At 71.7% G+C, this 24,883-nt stretch carries 17 protein-coding genes and 1 tRNA gene; 14 read left to right on the top strand and 4 right to left on the bottom strand.

Annotation, left to right across the window (positions count from 1 at the left end; genetic code table 11):
* The first annotated feature begins 382 nt into the window (after window positions 1–382).
* The 6 genes from gltB (at window position 383) to pyk (ending at window position 10,289) form a co-directional block, all read left to right on the top strand.
* Window positions 383–4,948, top strand: coding sequence for a glutamate synthase large subunit (gltB, locus tag ABEA15_RS14930; RefSeq protein WP_344145776.1), 4,566 nt, complete (start codon window positions 383–385; stop codon window positions 4,946–4,948).
* A 33-nt stretch (window positions 4,949–4,981) separates the two neighbouring features.
* Window positions 4,982–6,445, top strand: a complete 1,464-nt coding sequence (locus ABEA15_RS14925; RefSeq protein WP_345557095.1) for a glutamate synthase subunit beta — start codon at window positions 4,982–4,984, stop codon at window positions 6,443–6,445.
* Between the two features lie 159 nt (window positions 6,446–6,604).
* Entirely contained in the window at window positions 6,605–7,003 is a 399-nt protein-coding gene (locus ABEA15_RS14920; RefSeq protein WP_345557094.1) for a DUF2784 domain-containing protein, read from the top strand.
* Window positions 7,004–7,153: 150 nt separating this feature from the next.
* Complete coding sequence (locus ABEA15_RS14915) at window positions 7,154–8,044, top strand: prenyltransferase (RefSeq protein WP_345557139.1); 891 nt, start codon at window positions 7,154–7,156, stop codon at window positions 8,042–8,044.
* Between the two features lie 188 nt (window positions 8,045–8,232).
* The gene (locus ABEA15_RS14910; protein ID WP_345557093.1) at window positions 8,233–8,787 is read left to right on the top strand and encodes a type 1 glutamine amidotransferase domain-containing protein; all 555 of its coding nucleotides are present in this window, start codon (window positions 8,233–8,235) and stop codon (window positions 8,785–8,787) included.
* A 71-nt stretch (window positions 8,788–8,858) separates the two neighbouring features.
* Window positions 8,859–10,289, top strand: coding sequence for a pyruvate kinase (gene pyk, locus ABEA15_RS14905; RefSeq protein ID WP_345557092.1), 1,431 nt, complete (start codon window positions 8,859–8,861; stop codon window positions 10,287–10,289).
* A 106-nt stretch (window positions 10,290–10,395) separates the two neighbouring features.
* Here pyk and ABEA15_RS14900 read toward each other — a convergent pair whose 3' ends face one another.
* Window positions 10,396–11,334, bottom strand: a complete 939-nt coding sequence (locus tag ABEA15_RS14900) for a DUF1266 domain-containing protein (protein WP_345557091.1) — start codon at window positions 11,332–11,334, stop codon at window positions 10,396–10,398.
* A 309-nt stretch (window positions 11,335–11,643) separates the two neighbouring features.
* Window positions 11,644–11,717, bottom strand: a tRNA-Leu gene (locus ABEA15_RS14895).
* Between the two features lie 150 nt (window positions 11,718–11,867).
* Here ABEA15_RS14895 and ABEA15_RS14890 point away from each other — a divergent pair.
* The 5 genes from ABEA15_RS14890 to ABEA15_RS14870 all read left to right on the top strand — a co-directional run bounded on the left by ABEA15_RS14890 (window position 11,868) and on the right by ABEA15_RS14870 (window position 17,087).
* Window positions 11,868–12,440: an ANTAR domain-containing response regulator gene (locus ABEA15_RS14890; protein ID WP_344145980.1), complete on the top strand. Its 573-nt coding sequence runs from the start codon at window positions 11,868–11,870 to the stop codon at window positions 12,438–12,440.
* A 393-nt stretch (window positions 12,441–12,833) separates the two neighbouring features.
* Window positions 12,834–14,270, top strand: coding sequence for a branched-chain amino acid ABC transporter permease (locus tag ABEA15_RS14885; protein WP_345557090.1), 1,437 nt, complete (start codon window positions 12,834–12,836; stop codon window positions 14,268–14,270).
* A 12-nt stretch (window positions 14,271–14,282) separates the two neighbouring features.
* Window positions 14,283–15,269, top strand: coding sequence for a branched-chain amino acid ABC transporter permease (locus ABEA15_RS14880; protein WP_345557089.1), 987 nt, complete (start codon window positions 14,283–14,285; stop codon window positions 15,267–15,269).
* The gene (locus ABEA15_RS14875; protein ID WP_386699053.1) at window positions 15,259–16,146 is read left to right on the top strand and encodes an ABC transporter ATP-binding protein; all 888 of its coding nucleotides are present in this window, start codon (window positions 15,259–15,261) and stop codon (window positions 16,144–16,146) included. The genes ABEA15_RS14880 and ABEA15_RS14875 overlap by 11 nt, the downstream gene beginning before the upstream one ends.
* 149 nt (window positions 16,147–16,295) lie before the next feature.
* The gene (locus ABEA15_RS14870; RefSeq protein WP_344145974.1) at window positions 16,296–17,087 is read left to right on the top strand and encodes an ABC transporter ATP-binding protein; all 792 of its coding nucleotides are present in this window, start codon (window positions 16,296–16,298) and stop codon (window positions 17,085–17,087) included.
* A 321-nt stretch (window positions 17,088–17,408) separates the two neighbouring features.
* Here the strand turns inward: ABEA15_RS14870 and ABEA15_RS14865 are convergent, their stop codons facing one another.
* Together ABEA15_RS14865 and ABEA15_RS14860 are read right to left on the bottom strand one after the other, a co-directional pair.
* Window positions 17,409–18,650 carry an ABC transporter substrate-binding protein gene (locus tag ABEA15_RS14865; RefSeq protein ID WP_344145752.1) on the bottom strand — a complete coding sequence of 414 codons (1,242 nt, stop codon included), beginning with the start codon at window positions 18,648–18,650 and terminating at the stop codon, window positions 17,409–17,411.
* A gap of 342 nt (window positions 18,651–18,992) precedes the next feature.
* Window positions 18,993–19,406 carry a hotdog fold thioesterase gene (locus ABEA15_RS14860; RefSeq protein WP_345557088.1) on the bottom strand — a complete coding sequence of 138 codons (414 nt, stop codon included), beginning with the start codon at window positions 19,404–19,406 and terminating at the stop codon, window positions 18,993–18,995.
* Window positions 19,407–19,590: 184 nt separating this feature from the next.
* Here ABEA15_RS14860 and polA point away from each other — a divergent pair, with 184 nt between their 5' ends.
* The 3 genes from polA (at window position 19,591) to rpsA (ending at window position 24,857) form a co-directional block, all read left to right on the top strand.
* Complete coding sequence (polA, locus tag ABEA15_RS14855; RefSeq protein ID WP_425579400.1) at window positions 19,591–22,350, top strand: DNA polymerase I; 2,760 nt, start codon at window positions 19,591–19,593, stop codon at window positions 22,348–22,350.
* A gap of 148 nt (window positions 22,351–22,498) precedes the next feature.
* Window positions 22,499–22,948: an alternative ribosome rescue aminoacyl-tRNA hydrolase ArfB gene (arfB, locus tag ABEA15_RS14850; RefSeq protein WP_344145746.1), complete on the top strand. Its 450-nt coding sequence runs from the start codon at window positions 22,499–22,501 to the stop codon at window positions 22,946–22,948.
* 418 nt (window positions 22,949–23,366) lie between these two features.
* Window positions 23,367–24,857: a 30S ribosomal protein S1 gene (gene rpsA, locus ABEA15_RS14845; protein WP_344145743.1), complete on the top strand. Its 1,491-nt coding sequence runs from the start codon at window positions 23,367–23,369 to the stop codon at window positions 24,855–24,857.
* Window positions 24,858–24,883: the final 26 nt, after the last annotated feature.

Raw genomic sequence — 24,883 nt, 5'->3', positions numbered from 1 at the left:
GCTCTGTGAAGATCGGGGCGAAAGGGATGTTTGCGGGGGAGTCGGACCTGGAAAGATCCCGGCTAGCCCCGAAGGGCGGGTCGACGCCGACCCACCCGCACCGAGCGGGCCCTCGGGCCTGACCGCACTGTGGCGGTGCGCGGTCTAGACCTCCGATTTCACGTCGGGGCTGGACCGCTGTATAACTGACTACTCGCGAGTGTGGCCGCCGACCTGGGGCGACACCGGTTACCACGAGGACGTGACGCGGATTCGGCGCTCGGCGCCGACCGTGGAAGCCGGTGCCAGGAGGGGCCGCCTTCGCATGCTGACGCAGCAGGGCCAATGTCGTCCCGGATGCGCTTTTGTCCGAAAGCCCATACGTACGACGACAGGAGGGTAGATGCCTGCTGGCCAGGTGCAGCGTTCGTCCGTCCGACCGAACGCCGATTCCACCCGCGAGGGCCTGTACGACAGCGCCTACGAGCACGACGCCTGCGGCGTCGGGTTCGTAGCCGACCTCTCCGGCCGTCGCAGTCACGCGATCGTCGAGAAGGCGCTGACGGTGCTGCGCAACCTCGACCACCGGGGCGCCGCCGGCGCCGATCCCGAGGACGGTGACGGCGCCGGGATCATCACCCAGGTCCCCGACGCCCTCTACCGCGAGGTCTGCGGCTTCGAGCTGCCCGAGGCGGGCCGCTACGCCGCCGGCATCGCCTTCCTGCCCGCCGACACCGGCGAGCGCTCCATCGCCGTGGCCGCGATCGAGGCCGTCGCCGCCGAAGAGAGCCTGCGCGTGCTCGGCTGGCGCGAGGTACCGGTCGACCCGGACTTCTGCGGCCCCGCGGCCCGCGAGGCCATGCCGCACTTCGCCCAGCTGTTCGTCGCGGGCGCGGAGGGCACCGCAGCGGAGGGCCTCGGCGGCATCGACCTGGAGCGCTACGCCTATTGCCTGCGCAAGCGCGCCCAGCACGAGACCGGCGTGTACTTCCCGAGCCTGTCCCCGCGCACGATCACCTACAAGGGGATGCTCACCACGCCCCAGCTGGAGCCGTTCTACGCCGACCTGTCCGACCGGCGCTACTCCAGCGGCCTGGCCCTGGTGCACTCGCGGTTCTCCACCAACACCTTCCCGTCGTGGCCGCTGGCCCACCCCTTCCGCTACGTGGCCCACAACGGCGAGATCAACACCGTCAAGGGCAACCGGAACATGATGCGGGCCCGCGAGGCCACGCTCGGCAGCGACCTGCTGCCCGGCGACATCGCGCGCGTGTTCCCCATCGTCGACCCGGACGACTCCGACACCGCTTCCTTCGACGCCGCCCTGGAGCTGCTGCACCTGGGCGGGCGCTCGCTGCCGCACGCGGTGCTGATGATGATCCCCGAGCCCTGGGAGAACCACACCGAGATGGACCCGCGTGTGCGGGCCTTCTACGAGTTCCACTCCATGCTCATGGAGCCCTGGGACGGCCCCGCGTCGGTGTCCTTCACCGACGGCTCGGTCATCGGCGCCGTCCTGGACCGCAACGGCCTGCGCCCCGGCCGCTACTGGGTCACCGACGACGGCACAGTCGTGCTGGCCAGCGAGGCCGGCGTGCTCGACGTCGAGTCCTCGCGCATCGTGCGCAAGGGGCGCCTGCAGCCCGGCCGGATCTTCGTCGTCGACACCGAGCAGGGCCGCATCATCGAGGACGAGGAGATCAAGTCCGAGCTCGCGGCCGAGCACCCCTACGGCGAGTGGCTGGAGCGCGGCGTGGTGGCGCTGTCGGACCTGGAACCGGGCGAGGCCGAGCCCGTCGGCGACCTCGTGCGCCAGCAGCAGGTCTTCGGCTACACCGAGGAGGAGCTGCGCATCATCCTCCAGCCGATGGCGCGCACCGGCGCCGAGCCGATCGGCTCCATGGGCACCGACACGCCGGTGGCGGCCCTGTCGGCCCGCTCCCGACAGCTCTTCGACTACTTCTCGCAGGGCTTCGCGCAGGTGACCAACCCGCCGCTGGACGCCATCCGCGAGGAGCTGGTCACCAGCCTGCACACCGCGCTGGGCGCCGAGGAGAACGTCCTTTCGCCCGACCCCGAGGACTGCCGGCGCATCGTGCTGCCCACCCCGGTCCTCGACGAGGGCGGCCTGGCCGCGATCGTGCGTGCCGGGACGGCCGAGGACGCCGACCCCGCCTTCCGCACCTTCGTCGCCAACGGCACCTACGACGCCGCCGGCGGCGGAGCGGCGCTGTCGGCCCGCCTGGACGAGATCTGCGCCGAGGTGTCGGCGGCCATCGCCGCCGGCGCGCACATCGTCGTGCTCTCCGACCGCGGCGCCGGCCCCGACCGCGCGCCGGTGCCCTCGCTGCTTTTGACCGGCGCCGTCCACCACCACCTGGTGCGCGAGAAGACCCGCACCGAGGTCGGCCTGGTGGTCGAGTCCGGCGACGCCCGCGAGTGCCACCACATCGCGCTGCTGCTGGGCTACGGCGCCTCGGCGGTCGTGCCCTACATGGCGCTGGCGACGGTGCGCGACATGGTCGAGCGCGGCGTCATCGGCGGCATCGGCGCCGACGAGGCCGTGCGCAACACCGTCAAGGCCTTCGGCAAGGGCGTCCTGAAGATCATGTCCAAGATGGGCGTCTCCACGGTCAGCTCCTACACCGGTGCCCAGATCTTCGAGGCGCTGGGGCTGGGTCCCGAGGTCGTCGACCGGTGCTTCACCGGCACACCCTCACCGCTGGGCGGCGTCGGCTTCGGCGTGCTGGCCGAGGAGGTCGCCGTCCGCCACGCCACCGCGTTCGCGGCCAACCCCGCCGACCACCGGCGGCTGGCGATCGGCGGCGAGTACCAGTGGCGCCGCGAGGGCGAGCCGCACCTGTTCAACCCCGAGACCGTCTTCAAGCTGCAGCACGCCACGCGCTCCCGGCGCTACGAGATCTTCAAGGAGTACACCTCCGCGATCGACGACCAGGCGAGCACGCTGATGACGCTGCGCGGGCTGTTCCGCCTCAGGGAGGGCGCGCGCGAGCCCGTGCCGGTCGAGGAGGTCGAGCCGGTCTCCGAGATCGTCAAGCGGTTCTCCACCGGCGCCATGTCCTACGGCTCCATCTCGGCCGAGGCGCACGAGACCCTGGCCGTGGCCATGAACCGGCTGGGCGGCAAGTCCAACACCGGCGAGGGCGGCGAGGACGCCGACCGCTTCACCCCCGACGAGAACGGCGACCTGCGGCGAAGCGCCATCAAGCAGGTCGCGTCGGGCCGCTTCGGCGTGACCTCGCACTACCTCAGCAACTCCGACGACATCCAGATCAAGATGGCCCAGGGCGCCAAGCCCGGCGAGGGCGGCCAGCTGCCCGGCCACAAGGTCTACCCGTGGATCGCCGGCACCCGGCACTCCACGCCCGGCGTCGGGCTGATCTCGCCGCCGCCCCACCACGACATCTACTCCATCGAGGACCTCGCCCAGCTGATCCACGACCTGAAGAACGCCAACCCCGGCGCGCGGGTCCACGTCAAGCTGGTCTCGGAGGCGGGCGTGGGCACCGTGGCCGCGGGGGTGTCCAAGGCCCACGCCGACGTCGTGCTGATCTCCGGCCACGACGGCGGTACCGGCGCCTCGCCGCTGACCTCGCTCAAGCACGCGGGCACGCCCTGGGAGCTGGGGCTGGCCGAGACCCAGCAGACCCTGCTGCGCAACGGGCTGCGCGACCGCATCGTCGTGCAGGCCGACGGGCAGATGAAGACCGGCCGCGACGTCGTCGTGGCGGCGCTGCTGGGTGCCGAGGAGTACGGCTTCGCCACAGCGCCCCTGGTGGTCTCGGGGTGCGTCATGATGCGCGTGTGCCACCTGGACACCTGCCCGGTGGGCGTGGCGACGCAGAACCCGGAGCTGCGCAAGCGCTACTCCGGCCAGGCCGACTTCGTCGTGAACTTCTTCGAGTTCGTCGCCCAGGAGGTCCGCGAGTACCTGGCCGCGCTGGGCTTCCGCAGCCTGGACGAGGCCATCGGCGCCGTCGGCCTGCTCGACACCGCCGACGCCGTGGACCACTGGAAGGCCTCCGGACTCGACCTCTCGCCCGTCCTGCACGACGTGGACCCCTGGGACGGCGACCACCGCCACCGGGTGCGCGGCCAGGACCACGGGCTGGAGAAGGCGCTGGACAACACGCTGATCCAGCTGGCCGAGGGCGCTCTGGAGTTCGGTGAGCCGCTGAAGCTGGACCTGCCGGTGCGCAACGTCAACCGCACCGTCGGGACCATGCTGGGCCACGAGATCACCAAGCGCTACGGCGCCGAGGGCCTGCCCGACGACACCGTCGACGTCACGTTCACCGGCTCGGCCGGCCAGTCCTTCGGCGCGTTCGTGCCGCGGGGGGTCACACTGCGGCTGGTCGGCGACGCCAACGACTACGTGGGCAAGGGGCTCTCCGGCGGCCGGATCGCCGTCCGCCCGCCCGAGGACGTGCCCTTCGCGCCCGAGCGCCACATCATCGCCGGCAACGTCATCGCCTACGGTGCGACCTCCGGCGAGGTGTTCCTGCGCGGCGTCGTCGGCGAGCGGTTCTGCGTGCGCAACTCCGGCGCGCTGGCCGTCGCCGAGGGCGTGGGCGACCACGGGTGCGAGTACATGACCGGCGGGCGCGCCGTCATCCTGGGCACCACCGGGCGCAACTTCGCCGCGGGCATGTCCGGGGGCATCGCCTACGTGCTGGACCTCGACCCCGAGCGGGTGAACGGAGAGATGGTCGACCTCGACCCCCTCGACGACGCCGACCGGGAGTTCCTGCGCGACGTGCTGGACCGCCACCGCGAGGCCACCGGATCGGGCATCGCCGCCGAGCTGCTGGCCGACTTCGACCGCTCGCTCGCACGGTTCGGCAAGGTCATGCCGCGCGACTACAAGCGGGTGCTGGCTGCCCAGGCCGAGGCCGAGCGCGCCGGCCGCGACGTCGGCGAGGCGATCATGGCCGCCGCTCAGTCCTGAACCGTCGGCCGGATCCGAAAGGAGGGGAACACCATGGCTGACCCGAAAGGGTTTCTGAAGATCACCGAGCGGGAGCTGCCCGCTCGCCGCCCGGTCGACGTGCGCATCCAGGACTGGCACGAGGTCTACCACGAGGCCGACCGCGGCACGGTCGTCAAGCAGGCGTCGCGCTGCATGGACTGCGGCATCCCGTTCTGCCACAACGGCTGCCCGCTGGGCAACCTCATCCCCGAGTGGAACGACCTGGTCCACCGCCACGACTGGGGCGAGGCGATCGAGCGGCTGCACGCCACCAACAACTTCCCGGAGTTCACCGGGCGGCTGTGCCCGGCTCCGTGCGAGTCGGCGTGCGTGCTCGGCATCAACCAGCCCGCCGTGACCATCAAGAACGTCGAGAACTCCATCATCGACCGGGCCTGGGAGGAGGGCTGGGTGCGGCCCCAGCCGCCCGAGACCCGATCGGGCAAGAGGGTCGCGGTGGTGGGCTCGGGGCCGGCCGGTCTGGCGGCGGCCCAGCAGCTCACCCGCGCCGGCCACGACGTCACGGTCTTCGAGCGGGCCGACCGCATCGGCGGGCTGCTGCGCTACGGCATCCCCGAGTTCAAGATGGAGAAGCGGCACATCGAGCGCCGCCTGGGCCAGATGCGGGCGGAGGGCACGGTCTTTCGCACCGGCGTCGACGTGGGCACCGACATCACCGCCGAGGAGCTGCGCGCCCAGCACGACGCGGTGCTGCTGGCCGGCGGTGCCACCGCGTGGCGCGAGCTGCCGGCGACCGGGCGCGAGCTCGACGGCGTCCACCAGGCCATGGAGTACCTGCCCCAGGCCAACCGGGTGCAGGAGGGCGACGTCGACACGCCCGCCATCAGCGCCGAGGGCAAGCACGTCATCGTCATCGGCGGCGGCGACACCGGCGCCGACTGCGTTGGCACGGCGCACCGCCAGGGCGCCCTGTCGGTCACCCAGCTGGAGATCATGCCCAAGCCGCCCGAGGAGCGGCCCGAGAACCAGCCGTGGCCGACCATGCCCATGGTCTACAAGGTCACCACCGCCCACGAGGAGGGCGGCGAGCGGCTGTACTCGGTCAACACCGTGGAGTTCCTCGGCGACGACGAGGGGCGCGTACGCGCGCTCAGGCTGGTCGACGTCGAGCGCACCGCCGGCGGCTTCGAGCCGGTGGCCGGCACCGAGCGCGAGATCCCGGCCGGTCTGGTCACCCTGGCCATGGGCTTCGTCGGCCCGGAGAAGGCCGGGATGATCGAGGAGCTGGGCGTGGAGCTGGACGGGCGCGGCAACGTCGTGCGCGGCGCCGACTACGCCACCACGGTCGAGGGCGTCTTCTGCGCCGGCGACATGGGACGCGGCCAGTCGCTGATCGTGTGGGCGATCGCCGAGGGCCGCTCGGCGGCCGCGGGCCTGGACCGGTACCTCACCGGTGCCGAGACCGTCCTGCCGACGGCCGTTCCACCCACGGAGCGGCCGCTGACCGCGAGCTGACCTGCGGGTCCGGGGTGCGGCGCGCCCGCGCCGCACCCCGGGGAGGCCTCGCCTGCGCCCCGCGCCCGGACCCCGCGGCGGCGCGCCGCCGCGCGCTCCGCACCCCGGAATCGCCGTAGTGGCGGGCATTCACGCCGCGTCGGCGGGTATTGGCCCAGTATGGGCTACCGCCTGATCGCCGACGCGGCCATGCTGCTGCACTTCGGCTTCCTGTGCTATGTGGCACTGGGCGGATTCCTCGCGTGGCGCCGACCGCATGCGCTGTGGCCGCACGCGGCCGTGTGCGCCTACTCGCTGGGCATCATCGACTTCCAGTGGCACTGCCCGCTCACCGGGATCGAGGACTGGGCGCGCCTGCAGGCCGGCCTGCAGGGGCTGCCTCCCAGCGGGTTCATCGACCACTACCTGACCGGTGTGGTCTACCCCGAGCGGTTCCTGACCGAGGTCCAGTTCGCGGTGGGGGTGGTGGTGGCGCTGTCGTGGCTGGGGGCGCTGCTTCTGGCGGTGCTGCGGCGGCGCGCGTCGAGAGAACAGGACGAGGGGACCGGATCCCGTTAAGGATCCGTGTGGATTTCGCTGCCGCGAAAGGCGCGAAAAGGGCGATCTGCGCGTAAAGAAGTGCAAAAATGGCGCATAGCGGGCGTCCGGCCGGCCCCGCGCCTTTGAACCGATCCCCAGGTGCGGGCGTACATTCGTGGCATGAGCATGGTGACCCCGGAAGCCCTCCGCTCCGCGGAGCACTTCATCTCGCGCAACGCCCGACTCATCGACCGCCACCGCTTCGCCTACCTTTTCCGCAGCGGCTCGGCCGCGCCCATCCGCTCGGCCCTGGAGTCCTACCGCAACGTCGACGGCGGCTACGGCAACGGCCTCGAACCCGACCTGCGGGGGCACGGCAGCCAGCCCGCCGCGGTCGTGGTGGCCCTGCGCTACCTCGACGAACTCGGCGCCGTCCCCCGCGACATCGCCGACGGCATCGGCCGCTACCTCACCAGCATCGCCCGCGACAGCGGGGGAGTGCCGCCCGTGCTGCCCACGGCGCGCCACACCGAGGCGGCGCCCGCCTACCGCGAGACCCACGACTTCGCGGGCGCGCTCGACCCCACGGCGACCCTGGTGGGCCTGATGCACCGCCACCGCATCTGCCACGCCTGGCGCGACCGCGCCACCGCCTTCTGCTGGACGCGCATCGCCGCACTGCGCTGGACCGACCCCGACGAGGCCATCGCGGTGTGCACGTTCTTGGAGAACGTGCCCGACCGCCGGCGCGCCGAGACCGAGTTCCAACGCCTGGCCCCGGCCATCCGCGCCGTGATCGAGACCGATCCCGCGGCCGCGGGCCACGTGCACCGGCCGCTGGATCTGGCCGGCCGCCCCGACCACATCGCCCGGCGGCTCTTCACCGACGAGGAGATCTCCGCCGCCCTCGACGGGCTCCTCAACCGCTGGCGCAGCGACGGCGGCTGGGACATCACCTGGGACAGCTGGGCCGTCAGCGCCCGCAACGAATGGCGCGGGCTGCTCACCGTGCGGCACCTGAAGACGCTGCGGGACTACGGCCGGCTCTCCGCCGCCGTCCCCGCCGTGCGGACCGGCTGAGCCCCCGCTGAGCGGCGCCGCCCGGGCGCGGGGCGAAGCCCCGGGGCCCGGACCGCGCCGCCGCGCCGCCCGCCTGCACGCGTAAGCCCCGGCATCGTGGGCAGCGGCAGCGGTGCAGGCCCGGCGCCCGACGGCGGCCGCCGCGGGCGGGCCGGGAAGGCCGCCGCACGAGAAGGAGGACGACCACCATGGCCGGCGACCTCAACGGATCGATCATCGCCTTCCTCGCCGCTCCCGAAGGCACCGAGCAGATCGAGCTCACCGACCCCTGGCAGGCCGTGGAGAAGGCCGGGGGAACGCCGCAGCTGATCTCGACCTCGCCCGGCGAGATCCAGGGGTTCAACCACCTCGACAAGGGCGACACCTTCGTGGTCAACGCCACGGTCGAGGGGGTGGGCGCCGACGACTTCGCCGGGCTGGTGCTGCCCGGCGGCGTGGCCAACCCGGACTTCCTGCGCACGGTCCCGCGCGCGGTCGCCTTCGCCAAGGAGTTCTTCGACAAGGCCAAGCCGGTCGCGGCGATCTGCCACGCGCCCTGGCTGCTGGTCGAAGCCGACGCGGTCGCCGGGCGCCGCCTCACCTCGTTCCCGAGCCTGCGCACCGACATCGCCAACGCCGGCGGCGACTGGGCCGACGAACCGGTCGTGGTCTGCTCCCTGGGGCCCAACAAGCTGGTCACCAGCCGCAAACCGGACGACCTGCCCGCGTTCGACGACGCGCTGCTGAGCGCGTTCGCCGGGTAGCGACCTGGAGTACGCCCACTCGCAACCTGGTTTAGACCACTGCACTGCCCAGACGCTTTAGAGTGTTAAGCGTGACACGTCGAGCAAAAATCGTCGCGACTCTCGGTCCCGCGACGTCGAGCCCGGAGAGTATCCGCGCGCTCGTCGACGCGGGACTGGACGTAGCGCGACTCAACCTCAGCCACGGAACGCATGAGGACCACCACGCCAGCTATACCAACGTCCGGGAGGCCTCCGAGTCCGCCGGGCGCAGCGTAGGTATCCTCGCCGACCTGCAGGGACCCAAGATCCGCCTGGGAACCTTCCCCGAAGGCCCCGTCGAACTGGCCGCCGGCGACCAGTTCACGGTGACCGTCGAGGACGTCCCCGGCGATCGGCACCGGGTCTCCACCACCTACAAGGGACTGCCCGGGGACGTGCGCCCCGGCGACCGCGTCCTGATCGACGACGGCAACGTGGTCCTGGAGTGCACGAAGGCCACCAACACCGAGGTCCAGACACGGGTCCTCATCGGCGGCCGCGTCTCCAACCACAAGGGCCTCAACCTGCCCGGCGTCTCGGTCAGCGTGCCCGCCCTCACCGAGAAGGACGAGGAGGACCTGCGCTGGGCCCTGGAGGAGGGCGTCGACATGGTCGCGCTGTCCTTCGTGCGCAGCCCGGCCGACGCCGAGGACGTCCACCGCATCATGGACGACGTCGGCGTGCGGGTCCCGCTCATCGCCAAGATCGAGAAGCCGCAGGCGGTCGAGCGGCTCCAGGACATCATCGAGGTCTTCGACGGCGTGATGGTCGCCCGCGGCGACCTCGGCGTCGAGCTCCCGCTGGAGAACGTCCCGATGGTGCAGAAGCGCGCCATCGAGCGCTGCCGCGACAAGGCCAAGCCGGTCATCGTGGCCACCCAGATGCTGGAATCCATGATCAGCTCGCCGCGGCCCACCCGCGCCGAGACCTCCGACGTCGCCAACGCCGTCCTGGACGGCGCCGACGCGGTCATGCTCTCCGGCGAGACCAGCGTGGGCCAGTTCCCGATCGAGACGGTCGAGACCATGGCCCGCATCGTCGCCGCGGCCGAGCAGGAGTCCCTGCGGGCCTCGCACATCCTCAGCCGGGTCCCCGAGACCACCGGAGGGGCCATCGCCCGCGCCGCCGCCGAAGTCGGAGCCACCGTCGGCGCCAAGGCCCTGGTCGCCTTCACCATGTCCGGCGAGACCGCGCGCCGCCTGGCGCGCTACCGCTCGCCGATCCCGCTGCTGGCGTTCACCACGCAGGGGCCCACGCGGGCGCAGCTGGCGCTGACCTGGGGTGTCGACACCCACTGCGTGCCCTGGGTGGACCACACCGACGACATGGTGCGCCAGGTCGAGGGCGAGCTGCTGGAGATGGGCATCTACCAGAAGGGCGACAAGATCGTCGTCGTCTCCGGGAGCCCGCCCGGAACCCCGGGTTCCACCAACTCGCTGCGCGTACACCGCATCGGCGACGCGATCACCCACGGCCACTGATCCGGCCGCAGGGTCGAGGCGGGCGACCGCCTCCCCATTCCGGCCCTCGCCCCGGTAAGGCCCACCGGCCTTCACCGGGGAGGGCCGACCGGGGCCCGGCCCCGCCTCAGTTCGGCAGTGCGCTGGGCAGTCCGCCTTCGTAGGACGCACGCTCCAGCGGCATGTCCCACGGCAGGCGCTGCCACGGGCTGGCCGGGTCGAACGCGAGCAGTTCCAGCGCGGTCCACGTGCGCTCCCACCCCGGCCCCCGCTGGGCGTAGGTGAGCAGGTACCCGCAGTGGAAGGCCTCGGCGAGCTGCTGCCAGCTCGCATAGCGCCGCTGCAGGTCGCCGGCCGTGCGGCGGAGCAGGCTCTGCGTCTCCACGCGGCTCAGCCACTCCAGGGTCGCCCCGCCCAGCACCAGCCGGACGATCTGCGCCGCCCGCCACCACTGGTGGGCGGCGACGACCACCGCGTCCGCGCCCTGCTCGGCGCCGGTGACGGCGCGCAGCCGCCCCACCTGTTCGGGGGTCAGGTGCACCACCCGCTCGCGCGCGGAGTCGGGTCGGGGCCGTCCGCGCAGGGTGGCGGCGGCGAAGTCGACGTGCACGTCGGCGTCGCCGCCGCCGTGCAGCTCGGTCCACAGCCGCTCCACCGTCGCAAGCAACGAGGCGCGGTCGACGACGCCCCACTCCCGCTCCAGCGCTCTCCGGTAGCCGCGCCTCAGTTGCGGGCACTCGACCTCATCCCAGGGCTCGGCCAGCGCGGTGCGGAAGGGCGCCGCGACGGCGGCGGCCCAGCGCTCGGTGCTCAGCGGGGCCTCGGGGGCGGCGGTGCGCAGCGCGGGGGGCTCGCGCGATCCCACGACGAGCTCGGCGAAGGTACCCGCGGCCAGGAGCACGACGGGTGCGAACGCCCATCCGGCCAGTCCTACCGCGACCAGCAGCACGACCGCCGCGGCCAGCGGGGCCATCAACCAGGGCTGCCGGCGCCGGGACCCCCACGACACCAGGATCCAGGCGCCGATGGTCAGCGCCCCGGCGATCGCGGCCACCGCGGTCAGCACCAGGCTCTCCTCTACTCGCAGCCGACAACCGCCCGTCGCGGGCCGCAGACGCCGCCCGAGCCGCTGTCGTAGAACACGCCCTTACTCCAGGATCGGCGAACCGCGGCGGTCGTGGCGACCGAACTTACGGGTTGTGCTCGTGTTGTGGCCGCAATGTGACCGGCGCAGCGCCGCCGACACGCCGTGCGCGCGTACGGCCTCGCGGAATGCGAGCGGAGCGCGCGGGCGACTAGCGGGAGAACCGGGGCGGGTGCCCGGGGGAGTGGTCGCCTCGACCGCGCCGCCGACGGGGGTGCGAGAGGCACAGGGTGCCCTGAGTGGGATTCGAACCCACACTGTACGAGGTTTGAGCTCGCTCGCTCTACCGGTTGGCGTATCAGGGCTGCGCAGCGGGAAAGGGGGCGAACCGAGCCGAAGACCCCGGCCGGGGTGCGGCTGGCGAGGTTACGCCTTGGCTTAAGTTCCCGCGGCCACTGCTCTGTATCCTAGCGGATCTCGGTACCCTCATGTACGTGACGACGACGCAGAGCCGCGTGGTGATCGCGGAAGACGAGGCCCTGATCAGGCTGGACCTCAAGGAGATGCTTGAGGAGGACGGCTATGCCGTTGTGGGGGAGGCCGGCGACGGCGAGACCGCGATACGCCTCGCCGGCGAGCACCGGCCCGACCTCGTCATCCTCGATATCAAGATGCCGGTTTTGGACGGGCTCTCGGCCGCCGAGCGCATCGCCGCCGAGCGCATCGCGCCCGTCGTCATCCTGACCGCGTTCTCCCAGCGTGAGCTGGTCGAGCGCGCCCGCGACGCAGGAGCGATGGCCTACCTGGTCAAGCCGTTCAGCAAGTCCGACCTGGTACCGGCGATCGAGATGGCCGTCAGCCGCTACGCCGAGTTGTCGGCGCTGGAGGCCGAGGTCAGCGGCCTGCAGGAGCGGCTGGACACCCGCAAGCTGGTCGAGCGCGCCAAGGGGCTGCTGCAGAGCCGGCACGGCCTCAGCGAGCCCGAGGCGTTCCGCTGGATCCAGAAGAACTCGATGGACCGCCGGCTGACCATGCGCAAGGTCGCCGAGACCGTGATCGAGACCCTGGGCGAGCAGGGCGGCGGCTGAGCCCCGACTCGCGGCACCCGCCGACTCCGCCCGTCCGGGCGGACGGAGGCACCCGAACCCCGGCGCGAGCCCGCGCCGGGGTTTCGCCTGTCGGGGGCACCGGCGCGGGCCCGGCCGCCGCGGGCGCCGCGGCTTGGCGGTCACGGAGGGTGAGGGTGCCTCCGCCCGCGGTCGCTTCCGCGGGTCCGGCCGCGCCGCCATCGCCCCCGTCAACAGGAGAAACGTCCCGGTTCGATCACGGATGCGCACAAAGCAGTGACGTTTGCATCACGTGGCTTTAGAGGTGCTGAACGCACAGGGTAAAGCGGGCTAAACTCACGCCACCGAACAGCAAATCCGTCGGAAGCGGACAAACACCGGTTCCGGCCTCTGACGAATGCGCAAGGAGCGCGCGTGCGCACACGCCTCGTGACGGTGCTGCTCGCCCTGATCGCCGCCACCCTGGCGATCCCGGGTGCGGCAGCAGCAGACACCCAGGGCGGTGCGTCGCTATTCGGCCAGATCCGCCAACCGGACAGCGACGAGGGTGTCGAGGGCATCGACATCACCGTCTCCCAGGACGGCGAGCGGATCGGCGAAGCGACCACCGACTCCAGCGGCGATTGGGAAGTGGAACTGCCCGGCGCGGGCACCTACCACGTGGTGCTCGACGAGGAGTCGGTACCCGAGGAATACGACGTCCTGGAGCTCCCCGCCGGGCCCGAGCGCGACGTCGAGGTCCGCGACGACCAGCGCTTCGCCGTCGTCTATCAGCTCGTCCCGCAGGGGCAGGGAGAGCCCGCCTCCTCCCCCAGCGAGTCGGAGTCCTCCGACGGCGACACCGGGACCGACGAAGGCGAGGGCGGCGAGGAAGAGGGCGCCGTCGAGGCCCCGCCCGCCCCCGAGGGCTCCGGCATGTTCGGCCAGGTGGTCTCGCTGACGGTGGCGGGCCTGCTCTTCGGCCTGATCATCGCCATCTCGTCGGTCGGCCTCTCGCTCATCTTCGGCACCACCCGGCTGATCAACTTCGCCCACGGCGACATGGTCACCTTCGGCGCGATCATGGCGATGATCTTCAGCGGGACGGCGACCCTGTCCTCGCTGCACGAGCCCTTCGTGGGCGTGCCCGTCCTCGACTTCGCCACCAACCCGTTCGTCGTGGCCACCGTGCTCGCCGTCGTCTGCGGCGGCGTGCTCGGCGGGCTGCTGGAGCGGTTCCTGTGGCGGCCGATGCGGCGGCGCCACGTCGCGATGATCCAGATGTTCATCGTGACCATCGGGATCGCCCTGCTGCTCCGCCACGTCCTGCTGGTCGTCTTCGAGGCCAACCGGCGCAAGTACGTGCAGTTCCGCATCCAGGACATGATCGAGTGGGGCCCGGTCGCCATCACGCCCCGCGACCTGTCGATCGTGGTGGTGTCCGTCCTGGTGCTGGTCCTGGTCGCGAGCATGCTGCAGTTCACCCGGATCGGGAAGGCGATGCGGGCGGTCTCGGACAACCGCGACCTCGCCGAGTCCTCCGGCATCGACGTCGACCGCGTCACCGTCTACGTGTGGGTGCTGGGGGGTGCGCTCTCGGCCCTGGGCGGGGTCCTCCTCGGCCTGAACCAGTCGGTGTACTGGCAGATGGGCTTCCACCTGCTGTTGCTGATGTTCGCCGCGGTGATCCTCGGCGGGCTCGGCACCGCCTACGGCGCGATGGTGGGCGGCCTGGCGATCGGCCTCGTCGCGCAGCTTTCGACGCTGTGGTTCTCGCCGCAGCTGATGAACGTGTGGGCGCTGCTCATCATGATCGTCGTGTTGTTGGTCCGGCCGCAGGGCATCCTCGGCCGTCGTGAACGGGTCGGCTAGGGGAGACGGACGATGGACATCATGACGATCCTCGCCTTGTCCCTGGAGACGGCGATCGGGCCCATCGCGGCCATCTACGTGCTCGCGGCCATCGGGCTGAACATGCACTTCGGCTACACCGGCCTGCTCAACTTCGGCCAGGTCGGATTCATGCTCGTGGGCGCCTACGGCGTCGCGGTCAGCGTCGCGACCTTCGGACTCCCGCTGTGGGCGGGCTTTCTGGCCAGCCTGGGCTGCTCGGTGGTCCTGGCTCTGCTGCTGGGCATCCCGACCCTGCGGCTGCGCTCCGACTACCTGGCGATCTCCACCATCGCCGTGGCCGAGGTGCTGCGGCTGGTCTACCGCGCCGAGTTCGCCCGGCCGGTCACCGGCGGCGTCTACGGCCGGCAGAGCTTCGCCGACGGCTTCTACGCGGCCAACCCCCTGCCGGCGGGCTCCTTCGGGATCGGCGACGTCGACTTCTCCTCCGACGAGCTCTGGCTGATGCTCGCCTGCTGGGGCCTGGCCGCCCTGGGGCTGGTGATGACGGCGATGCTCATGCACAGCCCCTGGGGCCGCGTCATCAAGGGCATCCGCGAGGACGAGGACGCCGTGCGCAGCCTCGGCAAGGACGCCTTCACCTACAAGCTGCAGAGCCTGGTCTTCGGCGGCGTGTTCGGCGGCCTCGCCGGCGTGATGATCGCCCTGAACCAGCAGAACATCACCCCCGACCAGTTCATGCCGCAGGTCACGTTCTACCTGTGGGCGATGCTGCTGCTGGGCGGCGTCGGCACCATCTGGGGCCCGGTCGTCGGCCCGGTCATCATGTGGTTCCTGCTCACGCTCTTCGACGAGACCCTGCGCGGCATGGCCTCGAACGAGGTGCTGCCCTTCCTGGCCACCTCCGACTCCGGCCCGCTGCGCCACGCCCTCGTCGGCGTGGTCCTGATGCTGCTGATCGTCTACCGGCCGCAGGGCCTCGTCGGAAACCGCAAGGAGATGCTGGTCAATGTCAAGTGACGCGACGCGCGGCGCGCCCGAGGCGGGCCGGGACCTGATGGCCGGCGCCGAGCCGGTGCCCGGGTCGGCCAAGGCCGACCCGATCCTGCGGGCCGACGGCATCCGCCGCTCCTTCGGCGGCCTGACCGCCGTGGACGTGGAGCACCTGGAGGTCCAGCGGGGCACCATCACCGCGCTGATCGGCCCCAACGGCGCCGGCAAGTCCACGCTGTTCAACCTTCTCACCGGGTTCGACCGGGCCGACGCGGGGGAGTGGTCGTTCCAGGGCCGCAGGCTCAACGGCATCCCCGGCCACAAGGTCGCCCGGCGCGGCATGGTGCGCACGTTCCAGCTCACCAAGGCGCTGACCCGCCTGACCGTGCTGGAGAACATGCTGCTGGCCGCGCCCGGGCAGACCGGTGAGCGCTTCGCGGGCGCCTTCGCCCGGTGGATGTGGGCCGGCCAGGAGGCCGCCAACCGCGAGCGCGCCCTGGACCTGCTGGCGCGCTTCAAGCTCGACGCGAAGAAGGACGACATCGCCGGGAGCCTCTCCGGCGGCCAGCGCAAGCTGCTGGAGATGGCCCGCTCGCTCATGGTCGACCCGACCATGGTGATGCTCGACGAGCCCATGGCCGGCGTGAACCCCGCGCTGGTGCAGTCCCTGCTGGAGCACATCACCGCACTGCGCGACGAAGGCACCACGGTGCTGTTCGTCGAGCACGACATGGACGTGATCATGGGCATCAGCGACTGGATCGTGGTGCTGGCCCAAGGGCAGGTGATCGCCGAGGGGTGCCCTGCCGACATCCGCTCCAACAACCAGGTCATCGACGCCTACCTGGGCGCGAGCCACGACGAGCCCGGTAGCGGAGCGCAGGCGAGGAAGGAGGGGCCGTGAGCGGATCCGAGGCGGCCGGCCGGTCCGGCGACGGCGGCGCCGAGTCGCGCCGCGAGGACCAGGAGGGCCCGGACGTCCGGCAGGCCGGTGCCGCGGCCGAGCGGGGGGACCGGGGCGCCCGCCCGCCGGAGCCGCCCGAGGACGCGGCCATGCTGCAGGAGCACCGCGAGGAGGTGCTCGACAAGGCCGGACCGGCCGAAGGCGTCGAGGACTACTCCCGGTACCTGCTGGTCGCCGACGAGGTGAAGGCCGGCTACGTTCCCGAGGTCAACATCCTCGACGGGTGCACGCTGACCCTGCGCGAGGGCGAGGTCGTGGGAATCATCGGCCCCAACGGCGCTGGCAAGTCCACCCTGATCAAGACGATCTTCGGGCTGCTGCCGGTGCGCGGGGGCGCCATCACGCTGCGCGGCGAGAGCATCGTCGACCGCAGCGCCCACGAGCTGGTCTCCGGCGGCGTCGGCTACGTGCCCCAGACCCAGAACGTCTTCCCCAGCCTGACCGTCGAGGAGAACCTGGAGATGGGCGTGTTCCTGCGTCCCAAGATCTTCCAGAGGCGCCTGGCGTCCGTGGCCGAGCTGTTCCCGCTGCTGGCCGAGCGCCGCAAGGCGAAGGCCGGTGCGCTCTCGGGCGGCGAACGCCAGATGGTCGCCATGGGGCGCGCGCTGATGATGGAGCCCTCGGTCCTGCTGCTGGACGAGCCCACGGCCGGACTCTCGCCGATCTTCCAGGACGACGTGTTCCACCGCGTCCGCGAGATCAACGCGACCGGGGTCTCGGTGGTCATGGTCGAGCAGAACGCCCGCCGCTGCCTGCAGGTCTGCGACCGCGGCTACGTGCTGGACCAGGGGCGCAACGCCTACACCGGCACCGGGCGGGAGCTGCTGGACGACCCCAACGTCATCGAGCTCTACCTGGGCACTCTGGCGCAGGTCGACTGAACCCGGCCGGGCGGGTGCCGTCCGGCACCGGCGGAACCGGGACGACGGACGCGAATGGGCGGCGCCGAGGCGCCGCCCATTCGCGTGTGCGCCGCAGGCCGCGGGGGCCGTCCGGGAGCCTCCCGGGCCCGCCCTGCGGAGGCCGGCGGTGCGCCCGGGAGGCGGGCGCACCGCCGCCGGAGCCGCCGGGCCGCGGCCGGGCCCAGTCCGCGCGGGTGCCCGGCCCTGCCCGTGCGAAGGCCCCCGGCGGTCCGAGGACCGGCCGGGGGCCGTGTGCGGGTGCGCCGGCGCCCGGGAGCGGGATGGCGCGGACGCGGGGCGCTAGGCCTCGCTGTCCACCGTGATCTCGTCCTGCTTGCTGTGGGCGCCCTGGTCGTCGTAGCCGTAGATCTGGAAGGTCGCCGAGGTGACGTTGCCGTCCTTGTCGAAGTTGATCGGGCCGCTGACGCCCTGGTAGTCGATGTCCTCGCCGTCGGCGATCAGGTCCTTGCACTCCTTGAACCCGGAGCACTCGGTGCCCTCGCGGGAGACCGCGCGGACCTCGTCGACGAAGACCGCGGGGTCGGTGCTCTCGGCCTGCTCGGCGGCGAGCGCGGTGACGATCGCGCAGTCGTAGACCTGGCCGGAGAACTGGTAGACCTCGAGGTCGGAGGAGAAGTTCGTCAGTCCCTCGATGAACTTCTCCTCGCCGTTGTCGGGCGCCGTGCCCTGGAAGCCCGCGATGGTGCCCGGGTTCTCGGCGTCGACCTTCTCGGCCAGGGTCTCGTCGTTCAGGCCGTCGGTGCCGTACATCTGGTCGGCGCTGACGCCGGACTCGATCAGGCCCGTGATGATCTGCACGCCCTCCTCGAAGGAGACCATCACCACCGCGTCGGCGTCGGCGTCGGCGACGTCGCTGACGACCGAGTCGAAGTTGGAGGTGTTGGGGTCGTAGCCCTCGTTGAAGGCGACCTCGATGCCGTTCTGCTTCAGCGCCTCGGCCGTGGCGTTGGCCAGGCCCTCGCCGTAGTCGTCGGCGCGGTAGGTGATGGCCACGCTCTGGTGGCCGTCGGAGGCGATCTTCTGCGCGAGGACCGGGCCCTGCATGGTGTCGCTGGGTGCCGTGCGCCAGTAGTAGCCCGTCTCGTCCTCGCTCGCCAGGCCCGGCGCGGTGTTGGAGCCCGAGCACTCGACGACCTCGGCGCCGGTCACGGTGTCCATGATGGCCTGGGTCATGCCCGAGGCGGCCGCGCCCAGGATGATGTCGGCGTCCTGGTCGACCAGGCGCTTGGCGGCGTCGTTGGCCTGAGCGGCGTCGTTGGCCTCGTCGCCGGTCAGGATGTCGGGCACCTCGCTGCCGGCGACTCCGCCGGCCTCGTTGATCTCCGACAGCGCGTACTTGGCGGCCTGGATCTGCGGCGGGCCCAGGTGGGAGAGGTCCCCCGTCTCGGGGAAGACGTATCCGAACTGCAGCGGGTCTTCGCCGCCGCCTCCTTCTCCGCCTCCGCCGCCGCCGCAGGCGGTCAGCCCAAGTGTGAGGGCCGCGGCCGCCGCGGTGAGGCTGAGGGCCTTCTTGCTTGGCATCGAGGTCTCTCCGTTCAACCGGCTGGGTAGCGCTGGTGCGCCCTGGCCGCGGCGAGGGTGATCGCGCTTAACCACGGGCGTTAGCGGAGCTTAATCACACCCGTTCACGTTCCGGTAGGTCGGATCTCATGTCGGTGCTGAGTCGGGTTCATGCCGTTATCTCTCCGTAGTCATGTATTGGGGGAGAACCTGCTGATCAGAGCCGCTTTTCACGATTCGCGCCGTGACATTCGCGCTCGGTGACCACGCCGCGTACGCGGCTTCGCCGGGTGCGGGCGCGCAGCGGGGGCGCGGCGCACCGGCGGCACCGCGCCCCCCGTGGTCCTGCGCCCGGGCGGACGCTCAGGCGTCGCGCATGAGGCAGGTCAGCCGCGAGGTGCACACCCGGCGGCCCTGGTCGTCGGTGATGGTGATGTCCCAGGTGGCCAGCGTGCGGCCCAGGTGCACCGCCTCGGCCACGCCGGTGATGTGGCCCTGCGTCGCGCTGCGGTGGTGGGTCGCGTTGATCTCGATGCCCATGGCGACGCGGCCCTCGCCCGCGTGGATCATCGACCCCACCGAGCCGAGGGTCTCGGCGAGCACGCACGAGGCACCCCCGTGCAGCAGGCCGTAGGGCTGGGTGTTGCCCTCGACCGGCATCCGGCCGACCACGCGCTCGGAGGACGCCTCCAGCATCTCCAGCCCCATGCGCTCACCGAGGTCGCCGCCCATGTTCGCGCCGGTCAGGTCGGCCAGCCCGTCCGCGTCGATCGCCATGTTCTCTTCCGCCCTCCATAAGAATCCCGGGAACCGGGGCGGCCCGCCCCGTTCCCCTGCAGTCGCCGCCGGCGCCGGGGGCGCCGGCTGTCCGGACCCCGCCGGCGCACCGCCGGGCGGGGCCGGGTGCCCCGCCTGTATGGCGCAACGCGCAAATGTCCGCACGGCATCCTAGGATTTGCCTGTGGCGACGACTCAGCAGACCCCCGGACAGAACGGCACGTCAACGGCTGAGCAGGGCCCGCCCGGGTGCGGGCGCCTGCTGCTGCTCGACGGCCATTCCATGGCCTTCCGCGCGTTCTTCGCGCTTCCCGTCGAGAAGTTCACGACCAGTACGGGCCAGTCCACCAACGCCATCTACGGCTTCACCTCGATGCTGATCAAGCTGCTCCGCGACGAGCAGCCCACCCACATCGCGGTGGCCTGGGACCTGTCCGGCCCCACGTTCCGCCACGAGTCCTACTCCGACTACAAGGCCGGGCGCGCCGACACGCCGCCGGAGTTCCCCTCGCAGGTGGAGTTCGTGCAGGAGCTGCTGACGATGCTCGGCATCACCAGCGTCTCCGCCCCGGGCTACGAGGCCGACGACGTCATCGCCACCCTCACCGCGCGCGGCCGCGAGGAGGGCATGGAGATCCTCATCGCGTCGGGCGACCGCGACGCCTTCCAGCTGGTCGACGACGCCTGTACGGTGCTCTACCCGGGCCGCAGCATCTCCGAGCTCACCCGCATGACCCCCGAGGCCGTCGAGGCCAAGTACAGCGTCACGCCCGAGCGCTACCGCGACCTCGCCGCGCTCGTCGGCGAGAAGGCCGACAACCTCCCGGGCGTGCCCGGGGTAGGTCCCAAGACCGCCGCCAAGTGGATCACCAAGTACGGGTCGCTGGACGAGCTGGTGGCCCGCGCCGACGAGCTCACCGGCAAGGCCGGGCAGAGCCTGCGCGACCACCTCGACCAGGTGCTGCGCAACCAGCAGCTGAACCGCCTCGACCCCGACGTCGAGCTGGACCGCCCGGTCGGCGGGCTCACGCGGGGCGAGGCCGACCGCGCCGGCGTGCACACGCTCTTCGACAACCTGGAGTTCGCCACCACCCTGCGCGACCGCCTCTTCGCCGTGCTCGGCGACACCGCCGAGGGCGCGCCCGAGGCCGCCGACGAGGAGTTCACCGTCGACCTCGCCGTGCCCGAGGCGGGCGCACTCGGCGCCTGGCTGGCGGCCAACGCCTCCGACGGCTCGCGCTGCGGCGTGGCGGTCTCGGGCACCTGGGGCGCGGGCACCGGCACCGTCACGGGCCTCGCCGTCGCGACCGCGGGCGGCGCGGCCGTGTTCGTCGATCCCGCCGAGCTCGGCCCCGCGGACACCTCCGCCCTGGCCGACTGGCTGGCCGACCCCGACCGCCCCAAGAGCCTGCACGACGCCAAGGGCCCGCTGCTGGCGCTGTGGGCCCACGGCTTCGAACTGCGCGGGCTCACCAGCGACACCGCGCTGGCGGCGTACATCGTGCAGCCGGGCGGGCGCCGGTTCGAGCTGCCCGACCTTTGCCGGCGCTTCCTCAACCGCGAGCTCGGCGAGCGGCAAGGCGACTCCGGCCAGCTCTCCCTCGACATCGGGGGCGACGGCGACCACCGCGCGGCCGAGCGCCTGGAGCTCGCCACCCGCGCCCGCGCCACCCTCGACCTCGCCGACGGGCTCGACCTCGACCTCGACAAGCGCGGCGGCGCCGCGCTGCTGCGCGACCTCGAACTCCCGCTGCTGCGGGTGCTGGCGGGCATGGAGCGCACCGGCATCCCCGCCGACCGCGCGTACCTCGACTCCCTGGAGCAGGAGTTCGCCGCCGCCGTGCGCCAGGCGGTCGACGAGGCCCATCGGGTGGTCGGCCGCGAGTTCAACCTCGGTTCGCCCAAGCAGCTCCAGCAGATCCTCTTCGACGAGCTGGACCTGCCCAAGACCAAGAAGATCAAGACCGGCTACACCACCGACGCCGACGCGCTGGCGTGGCTGGCCGCGCGCACCGACAACGAGCTGCCCGTCATCCTGCTGCGCCACCGCGACCAGACCCGGCTGCGCACCACCGTCGAGGGCCTGGTCAAGACCATCGCCGAGGACGGCCGCATCCACACCACCTACAACCAGACGGTCGCGGCCACCGGCCGGCTCAGCTCGGTCGAGCCCAACCTGCAGAACATCCCGGTGCGCACCGACGCGGGGCGCCGCATCCGCCGCGCCTTCGTGGTCGGCGACGGCTACAGCGACCTCCTCACCGCCGACTACAGCCAGATCGAGCTGCGGATCATGGCCCATCTCTCCGAGGACGCGTCGCTCATCGAGGCGTTCCAGACCGGCCGCGACTTCCACGCCGAGATCGCCTCGCGGGTGTTCGGCATCGGCGTGGACGAGGTCGACGGCGAGGCCCGCGCCCGCATCAAGGCGATGAACTACGGCCTGGCCTATGGGCTCAGCGAGTACGGCCTCTCCCAGCAGCTGGGGATCACGCCCAAGGAGGCCAAGGGCCTGATGGACGACTACTTCGTCCAGTTCGGCGGCGTGCGCGACTACCTGCGCGCCGTGGTCGACCGCGCGCGCCGCGACGGCTATACCGAGACCATGCTGGGCCGGCGCCGCTACCTGCCCGACCTCACCAGCGACAACCGCCACCGCCGCGACATGGCCGAGCGCATGGCGCTGAACGCGCCGATCCAGGGGTCGGCCGCCGACATCATCAAGGTGGCCATGCTCGACGTCGAGGCCGGGCTGCGCGAGGGCGGCTACCGCTCCCGGACGCTGCTGCAGGTGCACGACGAGCTCGTTCTGGAGGTCACCGGGGAGGAGCTCGACTCCGCCCGGAAACTGGTGTCGGAGAAGATGTCGGGCGCCTATGATCTCCGGGTGCCGCTGGCCGTCTCGGTCGGCGTGGGCCGCGACTGGCACGACGCCGCGCACTGAGCCGGCGGCGGCCGCGCCCCGGCGCGTGTCGTCCCCCGCACGGGCGGGAAGGCGCACCCGGGGGGCGAGCAGGAACCGAGCAGAGCCGGACCCACCCGCCCGCCGCACCGGCGCGCGAGCGGGGACGTCCATCGAGGAGGCGTGCACCATGTCGGCACCCGGGCGCGGGCCCGGCGCTTCGCGGCGCGGCGAGCCGCCCGTCGAGCTGCGCGAGGCCGAGCTCGCCTGGCGGTTCACCCGCTCCGGCGGCCCGGGCGGCCAGCACGCCAACACCGCCGACACCCGGGTCTCGCTGTCGCTGGACGTCGCCGCCACCGAGTCGCTCACCGGCGACCAGCGCGAGCGCGCGCTGCGCCGCCTCTCGGGACGGCTGAACGGTACTGTGCTGACCGTCACCGTCGACGAGCACCGCTCCCAGCTGCGCAACCGCGAACTCGCCCGCGAGCGGCTGGCCGCGCGGCTCGCCGCGGCCGCCGCCCCCGGCCCCCGGTCGCGGCGGGCCACCCGCCCCACCCGCGGCTCGACCGAGCGCCGGCTCGCCGCGAAGAAGCGGCGCTCGCAGGTCAAGCGGATGCGCGGGCGCGGCGGCGAGGACTGACACGCCCGGCCGAACCCGGCCGGGCGACTGTGCGGCGGTGCGGGCCCCGGCCGGTCGCGGCCCCCGAGGGGCGCGGTGCGCGCCGCGCCGGTAGCATGCGCAGGTTGCCCCGGAGACCGGTTTGTCGGGCCGCTTCCGATTGACCTGGAGGGCCGCGTCTCATATTGTGGCAAGAGCGTTGTGGACTCGCGTGCGCAACTCGACCTCGGAGATCGTGCCGGTGTGACAGACCAGATCGCATACTCGACTCGACCCCCCGGGGCTATCGGGGGCGCGGCGGCTGGTCGGCATCCGGGGATTCGCTGAGAGGTCCGAGCTTCGGCTCGGAGCCCGAGGTCGTCTCAGGAGGTGCTGTTCGGCCGCGTGAATCCGCGGCGCACCTATTCTGCCAATGTCCGTATCCGGAGTCCACCCACACATGACGAGCAGCACAGAGGTAACCTCGACACCCCAGGTAGCGGTCAACGACATCGGGTCCGAGGAAGCCTTCCTCGCGGCGATCGACGAGACCATCAAGTACTTCAACGACGGTGACATTGTCGAGGGCACCATCGTGAAGGTCGATCGAGACGAGGTCTTGCTCGACATCGGCTACAAGACCGAGGGTGTTATCCCGTCAAGGGAACTGTCGATCAAGCACGACGTCGACCCGGGCGAGGTCGTGACCGTCGGCGACCACGTCGAGGCCCTCGTCCTCCAGAAGGAGGACAAGGAAGGCCGCCTCATCCTGTCCAAGAAGCGCGCGCAGTACGAGCGCGCCTGGGGCACGATCGAGAAGATCAAGGAAGAGGACGGCGTCGTCACCGGCACCGTGATCGAGGTCGTCAAGGGTGGTCTGATTCTCGATATCGGACTCCGCGGCTTCCTTCCGGCCTCGCTTGTGGAGATGCGCCGCGTGCGCGACCTCCAGCCCTACGTGGGCCGCGAGCTCGAGGCCAAGATCATCGAGCTCGACAAGAACCGCAACAACGTCGTGCTCTCGCGCCGCGCCTGGCTGGAGCAGACCCAGTCGGAGGTCCGCCAGACCTTCCTCAACACCCTGCAGAAGGGCCAGATCCGCAAGGGTGTCGTGTCCTCCATCGTCAACTTCGGCGCCTTCGTCGACCTCGGCGGTGTCGACGGCCTCGTCCACGTGTCGGAGCTGTCCTGGAAGCACATCGACCACCCGAGCGAGGTCGTGGAGGTCGGCCAGGAGGTCACCGTCGAGGTCCTCGACGTCGACATGGAGCGCGAGCGCGTCTCCCTGTCCCTCAAGGCCACGCAGGAAGACCCCTGGCAGCAGTTCGCCCGCACGCACCAGATCGGCCAGGTCGTTCCCGGCAAGGTCACCAAGCTGGTCCCCTTCGGCGCGTTCGTCCGCGTCGAGGAGGGCATCGAGGGCCTGGTGCACATCTCCGAGCTGGCCGAGCGCCACGTGGAGATCCCCGAGCAGGTCGTCCAGGTCGGCACCGAGATCTTCGTCAAGATCATCGACATCGATCTCGACCGCCGCCGCATCAGCCTCTCGCTGAAGCAGGCCAACGAGAGCGTCTCGCCGGACCAGGTCGACTTCGACCCGACGCTCTACGGCATGGCGGCCGACTACGACGAGCAGGGCAACTACAAGTACCCCGAGGGCTTCGACCCCGACAGCGGCGAGTGGCTCGAAGGCTACGAGACCCAGCGCGACGAGTGGGAGCGCCAGTACGCCATGGCGCAGTCCCGCTTCGAGGCGCACCGCAAGCAGGTCGAGGAGGCCCAGGCCGCTGAGGCCGAGGCCGGCGCCGAGGCACCGTACGAGGGCGGCGAAGCCCCCGCTGCGGCCCCGAGCGCACCCGCCGCCGCCGAGCCGGACACCGGCGGCGCCCTCGCCTCCGACGAGGCGCTGGCAGCGCTGCGCGAGAAGCTCGCCGGCGGCTCCGAGGGCTGACGCCCCCGGCCGCACGGTCGGCACGC

Source organism: Streptomonospora halophila (assembly GCF_039542725.1).
Taxonomy (GTDB): Bacteria; Actinomycetota; Actinomycetes; order Streptosporangiales; family Streptosporangiaceae; genus Streptomonospora; species Streptomonospora halophila.
Note: the sequence above shows the minus strand (reverse complement) of the source record. Positions and strands in the feature narration are given on the sequence as shown.